Source organism: Collinsella aerofaciens (assembly GCF_015557435.1).
Lineage (GTDB): Bacteria > Actinomycetota > Coriobacteriia > Coriobacteriales > Coriobacteriaceae > Collinsella > Collinsella aerofaciens_Z.
On record NZ_JADNOH010000015.1, the window covers coordinates 1 to 15,731 of the forward strand.

At 63.3% G+C, this 15,731-nt stretch carries 13 protein-coding genes and 2 tRNA genes; 9 read left to right on the top strand and 6 right to left on the bottom strand.

Annotated features, from left to right (window positions below):
• The 5 genes from I2G43_RS01270 to I2G43_RS01290 all read right to left on the bottom strand — a co-directional run.
• Positions 1–854 (bottom strand): tetratricopeptide repeat protein (locus I2G43_RS01270; RefSeq protein ID WP_229071436.1); only part of this gene is annotated, 854 nt, incomplete at its 3' end.
• 11 nt (positions 855–865) lie between these two features.
• Complete coding sequence (locus I2G43_RS01275; RefSeq protein WP_006236059.1) at positions 866–1,408, bottom strand: peptidylprolyl isomerase; 543 nt, start codon at positions 1,406–1,408, stop codon at positions 866–868.
• 108 nt (positions 1,409–1,516) lie between these two features.
• Positions 1,517–2,659 carry a zinc ribbon domain-containing protein gene (locus I2G43_RS01280; protein WP_195534797.1) on the bottom strand — a complete coding sequence of 381 codons (1,143 nt, stop codon included), beginning with the start codon at positions 2,657–2,659 and terminating at the stop codon, positions 1,517–1,519.
• 103 nt (positions 2,660–2,762) lie between these two features.
• Entirely contained in the window at positions 2,763–5,480 is a 2,718-nt protein-coding gene (locus I2G43_RS01285; RefSeq protein WP_195534798.1) for an HAD-IC family P-type ATPase, read from the bottom strand.
• Positions 5,481–5,556: 76 nt separating this feature from the next.
• Positions 5,557–5,633 (bottom strand) — tRNA-Arg (locus I2G43_RS01290).
• Between the two features lie 204 nt (positions 5,634–5,837).
• Here I2G43_RS01290 and aroF point away from each other — a divergent pair.
• The 9 genes from aroF to glf all read left to right on the top strand — a co-directional run bounded on the left by aroF (position 5,838) and on the right by glf (position 15,479).
• The gene (gene aroF, locus I2G43_RS01295; RefSeq protein ID WP_195534799.1) at positions 5,838–6,860 is read left to right on the top strand and encodes a 3-deoxy-7-phosphoheptulonate synthase; all 1,023 of its coding nucleotides are present in this window, start codon (positions 5,838–5,840) and stop codon (positions 6,858–6,860) included.
• Positions 6,861–6,863: 3 nt separating this feature from the next.
• Positions 6,864–7,778 (top strand): prephenate dehydrogenase, encoded by a 915-nt coding sequence (locus I2G43_RS01300; RefSeq protein WP_195534800.1) that lies wholly within the window; start codon positions 6,864–6,866, stop codon positions 7,776–7,778.
• Between the two features lie 36 nt (positions 7,779–7,814).
• On the top strand, positions 7,815–8,921 hold the full coding sequence (gene aroB / locus I2G43_RS01305) for a 3-dehydroquinate synthase (protein ID WP_195534801.1): 1,107 nt from the start codon (positions 7,815–7,817) through the stop codon (positions 8,919–8,921).
• Positions 8,915–10,234: a 3-phosphoshikimate 1-carboxyvinyltransferase gene (aroA, locus tag I2G43_RS01310; RefSeq protein WP_117757150.1), complete on the top strand. Its 1,320-nt coding sequence runs from the start codon at positions 8,915–8,917 to the stop codon at positions 10,232–10,234. The genes aroB and aroA overlap by 7 nt, the downstream gene beginning before the upstream one ends.
• A 1-nt stretch (position 10,235) precedes the next feature.
• Complete coding sequence (gene aroC, locus I2G43_RS01315) at positions 10,236–11,333, top strand: chorismate synthase (protein WP_195534802.1); 1,098 nt, start codon at positions 10,236–10,238, stop codon at positions 11,331–11,333.
• Positions 11,334–11,376: 43 nt separating this feature from the next.
• A complete protein-coding gene (pheA, locus tag I2G43_RS01320; RefSeq protein WP_195534803.1) occupies positions 11,377–12,522 on the top strand; it encodes a prephenate dehydratase in 1,146 nt (381 codons plus the stop codon).
• On the top strand, positions 12,523–13,773 hold the full coding sequence (locus tag I2G43_RS01325) for a shikimate kinase (RefSeq protein ID WP_195534804.1): 1,251 nt from the start codon (positions 12,523–12,525) through the stop codon (positions 13,771–13,773).
• Between the two features lie 64 nt (positions 13,774–13,837).
• On the top strand, positions 13,838–14,275 hold the full coding sequence (gene aroQ, locus I2G43_RS01330; protein ID WP_195534805.1) for a type II 3-dehydroquinate dehydratase: 438 nt from the start codon (positions 13,838–13,840) through the stop codon (positions 14,273–14,275).
• A gap of 79 nt (positions 14,276–14,354) precedes the next feature.
• Positions 14,355–15,479, top strand: a complete 1,125-nt coding sequence (gene glf, locus I2G43_RS01335) for a UDP-galactopyranose mutase (protein ID WP_195534806.1) — start codon at positions 14,355–14,357, stop codon at positions 15,477–15,479.
• Between the two features lie 154 nt (positions 15,480–15,633).
• Here the strand turns inward: glf and I2G43_RS01340 are convergent.
• A tRNA-Arg gene (locus I2G43_RS01340) sits at positions 15,634–15,710 on the bottom strand.
• Positions 15,711–15,731 lie beyond the last annotated feature (21 nt).

Sequence of the window (15,731 nt, forward strand, 5' to 3'; positions counted from 1 at the left end):
TCCTGCTGAACCATCTCGGACTCGGACAGCGTGAAGAAGCCGGTGTCCGAGGGGTCGGGCATAAACTGACCGGTCGCACCCGTAGGATCGAGCGGGTCGACGGCGGGAGCGTCCATCGCGGGCGCCGGGGCCGTGGCCATGGCCGTCTGAGCGGAAAGCGCGGCCAGTGAATCATGAACGCGGGCAAGTTCATCGGCCTGCTCGGGCGTGAGCTGGTAGATGCCGTCGGCGGTAGCGGCGTTAAAGGCGTCGAGCGCATCGGAGGGACGACCGGCGGCGGAAAGCGCCTGGCCCATGCCGGCGTTGAGCGCACGTGTATCGTCACGCGGGCCGGCAAAGTCGATGGCCGTGCGATACGTCTCCACGGCATCTGCCGGGCGACCGAGCTTAAGGAAGCAACGGCCAAGCTCGCCCAGAGCGGCGGCAGGAGCCGGATTGGCGCCGTCGATAGCTGCCTGTCGGAAGGCAGTGCCGGCGTTGGCATAGTCGCCCGCCTGGAACAGCGCGTTGCCCAAGCCCAGATAGGCCTTGAACGGCGTGGCATAGGAGGCGTCCTGCGTTGCAGCGGAAAAAGCCTGGGCGGCCGTGGTGTAGTCACCCACCGCCGCGAGCGCCTTGCCGCGATTGGTGAGCAGCGCGCCGCGCTTGCCGTAGGTACCGTCGTTGAGGGCGGCAGCGTAGGCCTCGGCGGCCTCGGCATACATGCCGAGGTGCATCAGGGCGTTACCGCAAAGATGGTCGGCCTCGCCCATAATCTCATCGGGGGTCTTTGCCGCCGAGAGCATCTGGGCGGCAGCGGAAAAATCACCCGCGCGGTAAGCCGCGCGACCCTGTTGAATCAGCTGGCTATTCAAGGAAGTCCCCTTTACTCGTGAACGATCTCGACGTGAACGATCTCATCGCCGGCACGCAGCTGCGAGATCACATCGAGGCCCTCGACCGTGGTGCCAAAGACGGTGTAACCGGAGTCAAGGTTATGCTGGGCGCCCAGGCAGAAGTAGAACTGCGAGCCCGCGGAATCGGGGTCCATGGAGCGAGCCATGGCAAGCGCGCCGTCAACATGGCTGTTGCGCGGGTTGGTAGCAAACTCACCCTTGATGCAATAGCCAGGGCCACCGGTACCGGGCATGCCGTCGGGGCCCTCAAGGCCGGCAGCGACGTCGGCGCCGGACATGTCGCGGGTATTGGGATCGCCGCCCTGGATAACAAAGCCGGGGACATAGCGATGGAACTTAAGGCCGTCGTAGAAGCCCATCGTGGAAAGCTCGCAGAAGTTCGCCACATGAATGGGGGCGCCCTCACCGTCAAACTTGACCTTGATGGTGCCCTTCGACGTCTCGATCACCGCGCACTCGTCACCGGCGAGCTGGTACTCGGGCGTATAGAGCTCTTTCTTAAAACCAAACATGTGGTTCCTTCCTCGTGCGTTTAAAGCATATTTGTACGAATTGTAGCAATAAGCACAGGCTTCCATCAATTGCGCACGTAGGTTATACCGTCCAGGGCGAACTAATTTTTATGAACGCTGCTGCGGCTTCCAAGCGCCCACGTTGGCATCGTACTGGTTAAGGGCGCTGCTTCCGCCCTGAGCTATAGGTGCCAAGATCTCGCTTTGGTGGGAACTCATCGACTCGCCATCGGGAATGGCAAGCGAGATATCCCAGCTCTGGCAGATCACGTCGACGCGCTCATACATCCACTCGGCAAGCTGCTTTAAGTGGGCGATGTCATCCGCATAGACCGTATCGTCCTGGTACTTAAGGTTGTTGAGCTCGTCTTGCGTCTTTTTAATCTGGTCGCGCAGGGCATAGGCACTCTGGGAGAGTTCCTGGCGCGTGGAGAGCGGAGAGCGGAGATAGCCGTTGTTGAACGAGTCGATAACCTCGCCAATCTGATCCTCGTTGCCGTACGACACGATGGTCTGATACAGACCATCGAGCCTGGTATAGAGCTGATCATCAGTGAGAACGGTTTCTTCCTGGACCACTTCGGCAGGATCGTCCTGCTTGGTGTCGTCCTCGGTCGCCTCGCCCTTTTGACGCGTGGGAAACGTGGTCTGCGCGGCCTGGCCAAACTGATCATAAAAGCCGGGCATGACACCCATGGGATCGGCCGTCACAAACCAATAGGCACCGCCGCACACGATGGCAAGCACCGCAATGACGATAAGCGGCTTGGGGATATGACGCTTGTGCTTATGGTAGGCGTCCTCGTCGGGATGCACCTTGCGCTTGGATTTTTGAGTGTCTTCATGCAGGGAAACCGGCATCGGGATATCGACCTTGGGGATACCGAAGTCCTTATCGAAAGCCGGCAGCACGCAGGTCTCATTGGGGTCGGCGGCATCCGAAAGCACGGCGGCAGCCGAAGCGGGCGCATGGGGCACCTCGGTATCGATCTGCTCCTGCGTCAAGCGCGGAAAACCGGCGGTACGGCCCGCCGCCAGGTCGGATGCGGCGGCGTCCTCGGAAAGGATGCCCGGAGCGGGGCGTCCACATTTGGGACACGTGCGATCATGCGGGGAAAGACGCGCGCCACAGCCCTCGCAGAACACGAACTCGGTGTGCTCGGGACCGTCGCCCGGGCCGACGTAGGCGTTGCAGTAGGGGCAGAACGAGGCGCCGTCCTCGATGGTCTTAAGGCAATGCGGGCAGATCACGGCATCCTCTTTTCGGAGCAATTCAAACAATCGAGGTTAGAGCATAGCATCGCTACGCCCCCACAGGAGCAAGGCACCAATTCAACATCGCCAGGGCGCGTAGTTATTTCTTCTTTTTGCTTGGCATCGAGACTTTGATGCCTTGGGCGGACTTGGTCACGCGGGAGCGCTTGACTCCGGTACTCTTCTTTTTCTTGGGCTGGGCCTGGGCCACGCCCTCGAGTGCGCGGGCCTCGGCCTCACGAACGGTGCGAGCTTCGCGGCGCTGCGCCATGTCGGCGGCGACGCGCTTGGCAAAACGCTCGGCCGTCGAACCCGTCGAGCTCACCTTGCCGCCACCGCGACCCAAGCGGACGCGCACACCGCGGCCAAAACCAGTTGCGGCATGACGACGACGCGGCTTGAGCGAATCCATCATCGTGGCGAGCTTAAAGAACACCGAGCAGGTGATGACCACGATGACAGCCAAGATAACCATCTGGCCCATCGACAGGTTGGCAATAGACAGCAGCTTCGGGAATCCGATAACGCCCGTCAGGATGCCGGCAACTACAAACACAAAGAGCGCCACACGTAAGGGCGTGAGGGGCTGCGAGATACGCCAGATCAGGCTGACACTCGCAGCGCACGACGTAAGTAGGCACATCGTAGACAGCGTGAGCTGGTTAAAGCCGAACACGCGCGCCACAAAGATATCGAGCGCCGCGGCCAAAATGACCGCAAGCGACGCCGGCAGTGCCCGCTTGAGCACGTTCGTCAGGAACGACCCCTTCACGCGAGCATTGTTGGGCTCCAGGCCCAACACAAAGCCCGGCGCGCCAATGCAGAAGAAGTTGATGAGCGTCATCTGAATCGGCTCGAAAGGGTACGGCGGCAGTGCGATGCACAGCGCCGCCAGGCCCATCGAGAACAGCGTCTTGGTCAAGAACAGCGAAGCCGAACGCTGCAGGTTGTTGATGGAGCGACGGCCCTCGGCCACCACAGCAGGCATCGAGGCAAAGTCGTTGTCGACGAGCACGATCTCGGCCACGTTGCGCGCGGCATCGGAGCCGGCCGCCATGGCGACGGAGCAGTCGGCCTCCTTGAGCGCCAGCACGTCGTTGACGCCGTCGCCCGTCATGGCCACGGTGTGCTCGCGGCGCTTGAGTGCCTGCACGAGCTCGCGCTTCTGCTGCGGGGTCACACGACCAAAAACATGGTAGCGGTCCACTGCGGCATCGAGCTTGGCCGGCGTATCGAGCGTCGTGGCGTCCACATAAGCGTCCGCCCCCGGCACGCCCACCACGCGCGCGATCGACGACACCGTACGCGGGTCGTCGCCACTGATCACGTTAAGGGTCACGCCCTGCTCGTTAAAGTAGCCGATGGTCTCGGCCGCCGAGGTACGAATCTCGTCGCGGATGGTCACAAAGCCCACGGGCTCGGCCTCGCCCACCATATCGCCATCGGGCGTAAAGCCGTCCACGCGCGCCACCACGAGCACGCGGCAGGTATCGGCAAGCTCGGCGACACGGTTCTCGACCTGGGCAAACGCACGATCAGAGAGCACAAACTGCGCCGCACCCATCACATAGGAGCCCTGCGCAAACGAAGCACCACTCCACTTTTTGGAGGACGAGAACGGAATGACCGACAGCGGCTCAGACACCTCGACCGGGCGATCGGCGTAATAGTTGAGCAGCGCCTGGCAGGTCTCGTTGGCATCGGCCGAGGTCGCACGCGCCACGTTAGCCAGCGCAAAATCGAGCACCGTGGTATCGACGGGAACGGCGGCGTCGCTCTCCCCCACACCCATACCCTCGACCGGTAGCGGATAGGTACCCTCGACCTCCATGCGACCCGACGTGATGGTGCCCGTCTTGTCCAGGCACAGCACGTCGACGCGAGCGAGCGTCTCGATGCAGTAAAGCTGCTGCGCCAGCACCTTGCGGCGGGCCAGGCGCACCGTGGCGATGGCGAGCACCGACGAGGTCAGCAGCACCAGGCCTTGCGGGATCATGCCCAGCAGGGCGCCCACCGTGGACAGCAGCGCCGACGAAGGCACATGACCAGCCAACAGCTCGGAGAAGCACCACGAAAGCGCGCTATCGCCCGGGGTTCCCGCGGCATCCCACAGCTCGCTCACACTCGAGGCAAACAACGCCAAACCGAGCGGGATCATGATGATGCTCGCAAAGCGCACGATGGCGTTAAGCGCGTTCATGATCTCGGAATTGACCTTTTTGACGTACTTCGCCTCGTTATTAATTTTGGCCACGTAGTTGTCGGCGCCGACATGGATCACGCGGGCGCGCAGCAAGCCCGAGTCGATAAAGCTGCCGCTCATGAGCTCGGAACCGGGCTGTTTCTTAATGAGGTCGCTCTCACCCGTCAGCAGGCTCTCGTTCACGAGCGCCTCGCCCGAAACCACCACGGCGTCAGCGGGAATCTGGTCGCCGCGCCCCAGGCGGATGATATCGTCGAGCACGATCTGGTCCAGGTCGAGCTCCACCTCGGCGCCGTCGCGCACCGCAATGGCCTTCTTGGAGGTCAGCAGCGTGAGCTTATCGACCATCTTCTTGGAACGCATGGACTGGATGACGCCAATAGCAGTATTGAGGAACACTACGAACAGGAACGTCAGATTCTTAAACGAACCGGTCAAAATGACTAGGAACGCCAAAATCACGTTGATCAAATTGAACAGCGTGCAGAGGTTCTCGATGATGAGCTCTTTGACCGACTTGGTCTTGAGCTCCATGTTGCGGTTGATCTTACCGGCGGCGATGCGCTCCTCGACCTCGGCGGTCGAGAGTCCGCGCTCGATATCCGTTGCTGCCATACCACGTCCCATCACGTCGCGTCGGTATAAGAAAAACCGCCCGGACCATGCGAGGTTCGGACGGTCTCACGTTCGATGGTGCCCCATGTTGGATTCGAACCAACGGCCTTCTGCTCCGGAGGCAGACGCTCTAATCCCCTGAGCTAATAGGGCGAACGGAATGCATTATACCCAAGTGCACCACGGGCTATCAAAATAAAAGAAAAAGCTTTGCAATTCCGAGGAAGACGCGCCGCATCGGCACACTTTAGAAGGCAAAAGTGAGTCAGATAGTATAAACTCTCATGCACCATATATCCACGGCTCGCGATGCGGGCCGTTTTTGCAAAGGATATCCATCGAGGTGAGAGGCACACCATGATTGCAATTTTAAAGCAGAGCGCCAGCGACGAGGCCGTCAGCCACATCGTCAGCTGGATTGAGAAGAAGGGTCTCAAGACCGACGTCTCGCGCGGCGAGAACGAGACCATCATCGGCCTGGTGGGCGACACGACCAAGATCGACCCGTTCCTGCTCGAGTCCATGGACGTCGTCGAGCGCGTACAGCGCGTCTCCGAGCCGTTCAAGCGCGCCAACCGCAAGTTCCACCCCGAGGACTCCATCATCGACTGCGGCCACGGCGTCAAGATCGGCGGCGACCAGTTCCAGGTCATCGCCGGCCCCTGCTCCGTCGAGGGCGAGAACCTCATCCGCATCGCCCGCCGCGTGAAGGCCGCCGGCGCCACGATGCTGCGCGGCGGCGCCTACAAGCCGCGCACCTCCCCGTACGCCTACCAGGGCATGGGCCCCGCCGGCCTTGACCTGCTGTGCGAGGCATCGGCCGAGCTCGACATGCCGATCGTCACCGAGATCATGGACCCGCGCGACGTGCAGATCTTCCTCGACAAGAAGATTGACGTCATGCAGATCGGCGCCCGCAACGCCCAGAACTTCCCCCTGCTCAAGGAGGTCGGCAAGACCAAGACCCCGATTCTGCTCAAGCGCGGCATGTCCGGCACGATCGACGAGCTGCTCATGGCCGCCGAGTACATCATGAGCGAGGGCAACGACAACGTCATCCTGTGCGAGCGCGGCATCCGCACCTTCGAGACCCGCACCCGCAACACCTTCGACCTCAACGCCGTGCCGGTGCTGCACCACCTGTCGCACCTGCCCGTCGTCGCCGACCCCAGCCACGCCACCGGCTACACCCGCTACGTTGAGCCCATGGCGCTCGCCGCGACCGCCTGCGGTGCCAACGGCCTGGAGATCGAGGTCCACGACGAGCCGAGCCGCGCCTGGTCCGACGGCGCCCAGGCCCTCACCCCCGACCAGTTCGACGACACCATGCGCCGCATTCGCGCCATCCGCGAGGTCGTCTGCCAAGAGACCATGGAGTAGCCCATGGGTACGGTGAGAAACGCGCGCGTTAACCAGGGCGGTCCCAAATGCGCGGGCATCGTGGGCCTGGGCCTCATCGGCGGCAGCTTTGCCCGCGGCTATGCGCAGGCGGGCGTTCGCGTGGTGGCCTGGGACCCCGATGACGATGTCATGACGGCCGCCAGCATGGGCACTGTCGCCGGAGAGCTCAACGACAAGACACTCGGCGAATGCGACATCATCGTCCTGGCCTGCTACCCCGAGGCCTGCATCGAGTGGCTCGAGGCGCACGCCCAGGCGCTCGCCGACGCCACCGACACCGACGCCATCATGGGTCCCGTGGTGATCGACACCGTGGGCGTCAAGGGCATTGTGTGCGAGCGCGCCTTTGAGCTTGCCCGCGAGCACGGCTTTTACTTTGTGGGCGCGCACCCCATGGCGGGCACCCAGTTCTCGGGCTACGCTAACTCTCGTGCCGACCTGTTCCAGGGCGCTCCCCTGGTGCTCGTTCCGCCCGCGGTAGACGATGCCCTTAAGCTGGAGCTCTTGGGCCAGGTGCGCGAGATGGTGCGCCCCTTGGGCTTTGGCAAGTTCAGCGTGACCAGCGCCGCAGAGCACGACCGCGTCATCGCCTTCACGAGCCAGCTTGCGCACGTGGTATCCAACGCCTACGTAAAGAGCCCGACCGCCCAGGTCCACCACGGCTTTTCGGCCGGTAGCTACCGCGATCTCACCCGCGTGGCGCACCTCAACCCGCAAATGTGGTCCGAGCTCATGATCGACGACGCCGACGCGCTCGCCTTCGAGATCGACCATCTGATCGAGTCGCTTGACGCCTACAGCCGAGCGCTCAAGAACCGCGACCAGCGCTATCTGGAGAATCTCCTTGCCGAGGGCGACCGCATCAAGCGCGCGCTCGACGACGAGGCCTCCCACTAGACCACCTATCACGCCAGGTCGAAAGGACCGAAGCTTATGGCGATTACCATCGATATCGACACCGCTCGCCCCTACCAGGTGCATGTGGGCACGTTTTTGCTGGAGCAGGCGGGCCCGCTCGTACGCGCCACCGCCGGAGGCACCCGCGCCGTCATCGTGACGGACACCAACGTGGGCCCGCTCTACCAGATGCCCGTTAAGCAGAGCCTGGAGGCGTCGGGCTACGAGGTGAGCATCTGCACCTTCGAGGCCGGCGAGGCCCATAAGCGCGCCGAGACCTACGTGTCCATTTTGGAGTTTGTGGCCGAGCACGAGCTTTCGCGCTCCGACGTGATCGTGGCACTCGGCGGCGGTGTCGTGGGCGACGTGGCTGGCTTTGTGGCCGCCACCTACATGCGCGGCTGCAAATTTGTGCAGATCCCCACGAGTCTGCTCGCCATGGTGGATTCGTCGGTGGGAGGCAAGACCGCCATCGACCTGGCTGCCGGCAAGAACTTGGCCGGCGCCTTTTGGCAGCCGAGCGTGGTTATCGCCGACGTGGGGTGCCTGGCCACCCTCACTCCCGAGCAGTTCGCCGACGGCTGCGGCGAGGTCGTCAAGCACGCCGTGATCGCCGACCCGGAGCTCTTCGCCGAGCTGGAGAAGACCCCGCTCACGCTGGAGCTGCTCAACCGCGACGTGGCCCGCGTAGCGCTCATCATCGCCCGCAATATCGACATCAAGCGCGCCGTGGTCGTCGCCGACGAGCGCGAAACCAACCAGCGCAAGCTCCTCAACTTTGGACACAGCGCCGGACACGCCGTCGAGGCCTGCGAGCACTTTGAGCTCGGACACGGCAACTGTGTGTCGATCGGCATGGGCATCATCACGCGCGCCGCGGCCCTGCACGGCGTTTGCGATGCCGCACTGCCCGGTCGTATTGAGGAACTCTGCGCCCGCCATGGCCTCAAGACCCGCTGCGACCTAGATGCCGATGCCGTCTTTGCCGAGGCGCTCCACGACAAGAAGCGCGCGGGCGACACCATCGACCTGGTGATTCCGCACGGCATTGGCCGCTGCAGCATCGACCGCACGCCACTTTCCACTTTCCACGAACTCATTGCCGAGGGCCTCGGCCAGAAGGGAGACGCATCCGCATGCTAGCCCGCATCACCCCGTCCCCGCTTAAGGGCACCGTTCCCGCCATCGCGTCCAAGTCGATGGCGCATCGCCTCATCATCTGCGCTGCGCTTGCCAACGGCGAGACGCACGTCACCTGCAACACCACCTGCGCCGACATCGAGGCCACGGTGCGCTGCCTTACGGCACTGGGTGCTCGCATCGAGACCGTCGAGGACGGCTTCCAGGTCCACCCCACCATGAAGAGTGTTGAGTTTGGCCTGCTCAAGGCCCTTGCCGGCGGCACGCTTGACTGCGGTGAAAGTGGCTCCACGCTGCGCTTTATGCTGCCTGTCGCCTGCGCGCTGGGTGCGGATGCCACCTTCGTAGGCCAGGGCCGCCTGGGCGCCCGCCCGCTGTCCCCGCTCTCGGACGAAATCATCGCCGCCGGCTGCGACCTACAGGGTCTGGGTGGTTTTCCGCTCAAGACGAGCGGCCGCATGCGCCCGGGCACCTTTGTGCTGCCGGGCAACGTGAGCTCGCAATATATCTCCGGCCTTCTGCTGGCAGCCCCGCTGCTGGCCCAGCCCTCCTGCGTGCAGGTAACCGGCCTCATTGAGAGCCGTCCCTACATCAACCTGACGATCCAGGCCATGAAGGCCTTTGGCGTCGAGGTCAACGTCGAGCGTATTCCGGCCAAGGACGGCCAGCCCGAGGTCACGAACTTCCGCGTGAGCAGCGGCTCGTACCGCACGCCCGGCAGCGTAGCCGTCGAGGGCGACTGGTCCAACGCTGCCTTTTGGCTGTGTGCCGGCGCCATCGGCACCGACCCCATCACCGTCGAGGGCGTATCCCTGAGCTCCGCACAGGGCGACCGCAACGTGCTCGCCGCGCTTTCGCGCTTTGGCGCCCGCATCGTACGCTCCACCAACGCCGCCACCGTGCAGTCCGACAAACTCGCCGGCTTTGAGATGAGCGCCCACGACATTCCTGACCTGGTGCCCGTCATCTCGGCCGTAGCCTCGCTGGCGCAGGGCCGCACCTTTATCCGCGATTGCGCCCGTCTGCGCATCAAGGAATCCGACCGCCTGGTCACGACCACCCGCGAGCTCACCGCGCTGGGCGCGCAGGTGCGCATTGCCGGCGATGACCTCATCATCAAGGGTGTCGATGCCTTTACCGGCGGCGAGGTCGATTCGCACAACGACCATCGTATCGCCATGATGGCCGCTATCGCCGCGAGCCGTGCCACCGGCGAAGTCGTGATCCACGGCGCCGAGGCTGTCAACAAATCCTATCCCGATTTCTTCGACCACTACCGTCTGCTGGGCGGCAAGGTCACGCTCGAGGAGGAATAGCATGTCCTCGACCTTTGGCAACGTTTTGCACCTGAGCATCTTCGGCCAGTCGCACTCCCCCGCCATCGGCTGCTCGCTCGACGGCATCCCCGCTGGTATTGCCGTTGACCAGGAGCAGCTGCAGGCCTTTTTGGACCGTCGCGCCCCCGGTCGCGACGAGACCGCGACCAAGCGCCGCGAGGCCGACGCCGCGAATATCATCGCCGGTGTGGTCGATGGACACACCACGGGCGCACCCATCGCAGCGATTATCGAGAACACCAACACGCGCTCCAAGGACTATTCCGAGCTGCGCCGCAAGCCCCGCCCCGGACACGCAGATTTTCCGGCGCGCGTGAAGTACCACAATATGCATGACGTCGCCGGCGGCGGACACTTTTCCGGCCGTCTGACGGCCCCCTTGTGCATCGCCGGCGGCATCGCGCTGCAGGCACTCGAGGCCCGCGGCATTCAGGTCATGGCGCACGTCGCGCAGATCGGCGGGATCTCCGACCTGCCGATGGACGATATGGTCTATCGCGAGGCCGACCGCAAGGCGATCCTTACGAACGATCTGCCGTGCATTGACGCCGCCGCAGCCGGCCGCATGCGCGAGGAGATCCTAGCCGCGCGCGACGAGCTCGACAGCATCGGCGGCATCGTGGAGTGCGGCATCTACGGCCTGCCGGCAGGCATCGGTGACCCCATGTTCGACGGTATCGAGAACCGCATCGCGCAGATCGCGTTTGGTATTCCCGCCGTAAAGGGCGTGGAGTTTGGCATGGGCTTTGCCGTGGCCGCCATGCGCGGCAGCGAGAACAATGATCCGTATCGCATCGATGCCGAGACCGGCGAGATCGAGGTCGAGTCCAACAACGCCGGCGGCATCCTGGGCGGTATTTCGACCGGCGCGCCCGTCATGTGGCGCATGGCCGTAAAGCCGACGCCCTCGATTGGCCGCGAGCAGCAGACGGTGGACATGGACGCTATGGAAAATGCCGAGCTCTCGGTCCACGGCCGCCACGATCCCTGCATCGTCCCCAGAGCTGTCCCCGTAGCCGAGGCAGCCGCCGCCCTTGCCATCTGGGACGCCCTCCTCGAAGACGCCGCCCAGCGCTAACTACCCACCCCTCAACATCCCCCGACACGTGAAAGGGGTCTCCATGGACCTTGCTGACATCCGCCAGGCCATCGATGGCATCGACACCACGCTCCTCAACAGCTTTGTCGAGCGCATGGACATTGCCACCGAGGTCGCCAAGTCAAAAATCGAGATGGGCAAGGCCGTCTTCGACCCCGCCCGTGAGCGCTCCAAGCTCAACAACCTCGCCAGCCGCGCGCCCGAGCGCTACGAGGCGCAGACCATCACCCTGTTCCGTCTCCTCATGAGCATGAGCAAGGCCGAGCAGCAGCGCTACATCAACGAGCTAAAGGGCATCACCGTCTCGCAAAAGGCCCACGCCACGGCTGCAGCCTCCGACACGCCCTTCCCTCAAACGGCCACCGTCGCCTGCCAGGGCGTCGAGGGCGCTTACAGCCAAATCGCCGCGTGCAAGCTCTTCGACGTGCCCGACATCGCGTTTTTCGAGACCTTCGAGGGCGTCATGTGCGCCGTGCGCGACGGCTTCTGCGAGTTTGGCGTGCTGCCCATCGAGAACTCCACCGCCGGCTCGGTCAACGCCGTCTACGACCTGCTCGCCCAGTTCGACTTCCACATCGTGCGCTCGCTGCGCCTCAAGATAGACCACAACCTGCTCGTCAAACCCGGTACCAAGCTGCAGAACGTACGCGAGGTCTACAGCCACGGCCAAGCCATCGCCCAGTGTGCCGGCTTTATCGAGGCCCACGACCTGCATGCCACCAAGTACCCCAACACGGCCATGTCGGCCGAGATGGTCGCCAACTCCGAACGTACCGACGTTGCCGCCATCGCCTCGCGCAGCTGTGCGACGCTTTACGGCCTGGAGGTGTTGGAGCCCAACATTCAGGACTCGGACAACAACTACACGCGCTTCGTCGTCATCAGCCGCGAGCCGCGCGTCTACCCCGGCGCCAACCGTACCTCGCTCATGATCACCACGGCCAACGAGCCGGGCGCCCTCTACCGCGTGCTCGAGCGCTTCTACGCGCTCAACATCAACCTCATCAAACTCGAGAGCCGCCCCATCCCCGGGCACGACTTTGAGTTTATGTTCTACTTTGACCTGGACTGTCCCTTTGGCAGCAAGGCCCTCGACGATCTGCTCGATTCCATCGACGACGTATGCGAGAGCTTTACCTACTTTGGCAGCTACACGGAGGTGCTCTAGATGACCGATACCGCCGCAACCCGCCCCTACGGCGTGCTGGGCCGCGTGCTTGGCCACAGCTACACCCCGACCATCTACAAGGAGCTCGCGGGCCTGGTGTACGTGCGCTTTGAGCGCGAGCCCGAGGACCTTGCGGCCTTTATGACGGGCGACGAGTGGGAGGGCACCAACGTGACCATCCCCTATAAGCGCGCCGTCATGGAGTATCTGGACGAGCTGAGCCCGCTCGCCGAGCGCATGGGCAACGTCAACACCATCACGCGCCTGGCCGACGGCCGCCTGCGCGGCGACAACACCGACTACTTCGGTTTCCACTGCCTAGTCGAGGAGCTGGGCGTGGAGGTTGCCGGTAAGAAGGCCCTCGTGCTCGGGGCCACCGGTGGTGCCGGCACCACGGCAAGCATGGTGCTCGGCGATCTGGGCGCCATCGTAGTGCCCGTAGGCCGCACGAGCGAGGTCAACTACGACAACATCGTCCAGCAGTCCGACGCCGCGCTGCTTGTCAACTGCACGCCCGCTGGCATGTTCCCCCACTGCCCCGACGCTCCTTGTACGCTCGAGGGGCTCGATGCGCTCGAGGGCGTCATCGATATCGTCTACAACCCCGCTCGCACGGGGCTCATGCTCGAGGCCGAGCGCCGCGGTATCCCCTGCATCGGCGGCCTGCTCATGCTCGTGGCCCAGGCAGCACAAGCCGTCGAGCGCTACACCGGCCAGGTCACTCCACGTGAGCGCATCCTGGACGTGACGGAGCATCTGTCCCGCCGCGAGCAGAACATCGCGCTGATCGGCATGCCGGGCTCGGGCAAAACCCGCGTGGGCGAGCAGGTGGCACAGCTCACGGGCCGCGAGCACATCGACTTGGACCGCGCCCTCGAGGAGCGCCTCGGCATGCCGTGCGCCGACTTTATCGTCGAGCGCGGCGAGCCCGCCTTCCGCGAACAGGAGACGGCGGCACTGGCCGACATCTCCAAGCGCAGCGGCCTGGTGCTCTCCACCGGCGGTGGCGTCGTCACGCGCGACGAGAACTACCCGCTGCTGCACCAGAACAGTCAGATCGTGATGCTCAACCGCAAGCTCGATGAGCTCGCCCACAAGGGGCGCCCCATCACCGCCCGCGACGGCATCAATAAGCTAGCCGAGCAGCGCATGCCGCGCTACCGCGCCTGGGCCGATTACATCATCGACTCGCGCGACTGCGCTGCCAACACCGCCCAAGCCCTCCTCGACACCCTCCCACCCGCTCTCTAACCAAAACCACCACAAAGGGGACAGGCACCTTTGTGGTGGTTTTTCAATCGCAAAGGAAGCAACCATGAAAGCACTCGTCATTAACGGCCCCAACCTCAACATGCTCGGCATTCGCGAGCCGGGCATCTACGGCAGCGACAACTACGACCGCTTAGTGCAGATCTGCCAGGAAGCGGGCGCTGCACAGGGCTTCGACGAGGTCGAGGTCTTCCAGTCCAACCACGAGGGTAGCATCGTCGACAAGATCCAGGAGGCCTACGGCAAGGTCGACGGCATCATCATCAACCCGGCGGCCTATACGCACACGAGCGTGGCGATCCTCGATGCCCTCAAGGCCGTCGCCATCCCCGCCGTCGAGGTACACATCAGCGCCGTCGAGACCCGCGAGGACTTCCGCCAGGTGAGCTACGCCCGCCTGGCCTGCTTCGCCACCATCACCGGCGAAGGCTTGCAGGGTTACGCCCACGCGCTGGAGCTGCTGAAAGAGTATCTGCTACACTAATCTTTGGGGTAAATAAGCCAGTGGCGTTTATCCCGAATCATTTGTAACTGTCCAATTGACATACCAAAGGAGTATATCCATGTCCCAGTTCGATTACCTTGTCGTCGGTGCCGGCCTTTCGGGCGCCGTCTTTGCCAATGCCGCCAAGCGCGCCGGCAAGTCGGTCCTAGTCATCGATCGCCGCGATCACATCGCCGGCAACATCTATACCGAGGACGTCGAGGGCATCCAGGTCCACCGCTACGGTGCGCATATCTTCCACACCTCCATGAAGGACGTCTGGGACTACGTAAACCGCTTCGCCGAGTTCAACAACTACGTCAACTCGCCGGTCGCCAACTTCCACGGCAACATGTACAACATGCCCTTCAACATGAATACCTTCGCCAAGATGTGGCCGGGCGTCGTCACGCCGGCCGACGCCAAGGCCAAGATCGCCGAGCAGGTGGCCGCCGAGAACATCGGCGAGCCGCAGAACCTCGAGGAGCAAGCGCTGTCGCTCGTCGGCCGTGACATCTTCGAGACGCTCGTGAAGGGTTACACTGAGAAGCAGTGGGGCCGCGACTGCAAGGACCTGCCCGCCAGCATCATCAAGCGCCTCCCCTGCCGTTTTACCTACGACAACAACTACTTCAACGACCGCTACCAGGGCATCCCCATGGGCGGTTACACCAAGATGGTCGCCAACATGCTCGAGGGCATCGAGGTGCGCTGCGGCGTGGAGTACAAGGAGCTGGCCGCCGCCGAGCCAGATATCGCCGCCAAGACGATCTACTGCGGCCCCATCGACGCGTTCTACGACTTCAAGCTGGGCACGCTGGAGTACCGCAGCCTGCGCTTCGAGACCGAGACGCTCGACGAGGCCGACCATCAGGGCGTGGCCGTGGTCAACTACACCGAGCGCGAGGTCCCCTACACCCGCATCATCGAGCACAAGCACTTTGAGTTCGGCACGCAGGACAAGACCGTCATCACGCGCGAGTACCCGGCGGACTGGAAGCCCGGCGACGAGCCCTACTACCCCATCAACGACGCCAAGAACGAGGCCCTGTACAGGCAGTACGAGGAGCTGGCGGCGCAGGAGGGCGACGTGGTCTTCGCCGGTCGCCTGGGCGGTTACAAGTACTACGACATGGACAAGGCCATCGCCGCAGCCTTCGAGCTCGTCCGCAACGAGCTGGGCGTGGAGCCCACGGAGGCGTAGGGGGCTCAACGACTCGAGACCGACAACCAAATTCGCAAGAAGCAATAAGCCCGGTGCAGCGATGCTACACCGGGCTTATTGTTGAGGGAGCACTGCACGCCCACATGCCCAAAAAGCAAAGACCCGGCATTATACCGGGTCTCCAAAAACTCTCTGGTGCTCCATGGCGGATTCGAACCGTCGACCTTGGGATTAGAAGTCCCCTGCTCTATCCAACTGAGCTAATGGAGCATAAAGCCGGGCATCCAAGCG

What these genes read in the sequence shown, in the direction of transcription:
- I2G43_RS01275 (WP_006236059.1), bottom strand. Translation starts at nt 1,408, where the DNA reads ATGTTTGGTTTTAAGAAAGAGCTCTATACGCCCGAGTACCAGCTCGCC.
- I2G43_RS01285 (WP_195534798.1), bottom strand. Translation starts at nt 5,480, where the DNA reads ATGGCAGCAACGGATATCGAGCGCGGACTCTCGACCGCCGAGGTCGAG.
- aroF (WP_195534799.1), top strand. Translation starts at nt 5,838, where the DNA reads ATGATTGCAATTTTAAAGCAGAGCGCCAGCGACGAGGCCGTCAGCCAC.
- I2G43_RS01300 (WP_195534800.1), top strand. Translation starts at nt 6,864, where the DNA reads ATGGGTACGGTGAGAAACGCGCGCGTTAACCAGGGCGGTCCCAAATGC.
- aroB (WP_195534801.1), top strand. Translation starts at nt 7,815, where the DNA reads ATGGCGATTACCATCGATATCGACACCGCTCGCCCCTACCAGGTGCAT.
- aroA (WP_117757150.1), top strand. Translation starts at nt 8,915, where the DNA reads ATGCTAGCCCGCATCACCCCGTCCCCGCTTAAGGGCACCGTTCCCGCC.
- aroC (WP_195534802.1), top strand. Translation starts at nt 10,236, where the DNA reads ATGTCCTCGACCTTTGGCAACGTTTTGCACCTGAGCATCTTCGGCCAG.
- pheA (WP_195534803.1), top strand. Translation starts at nt 11,377, where the DNA reads ATGGACCTTGCTGACATCCGCCAGGCCATCGATGGCATCGACACCACG.
- I2G43_RS01325 (WP_195534804.1), top strand. Translation starts at nt 12,523, where the DNA reads ATGACCGATACCGCCGCAACCCGCCCCTACGGCGTGCTGGGCCGCGTG.
- aroQ (WP_195534805.1), top strand. Translation starts at nt 13,838, where the DNA reads ATGAAAGCACTCGTCATTAACGGCCCCAACCTCAACATGCTCGGCATT.
- glf (WP_195534806.1), top strand. Translation starts at nt 14,355, where the DNA reads ATGTCCCAGTTCGATTACCTTGTCGTCGGTGCCGGCCTTTCGGGCGCC.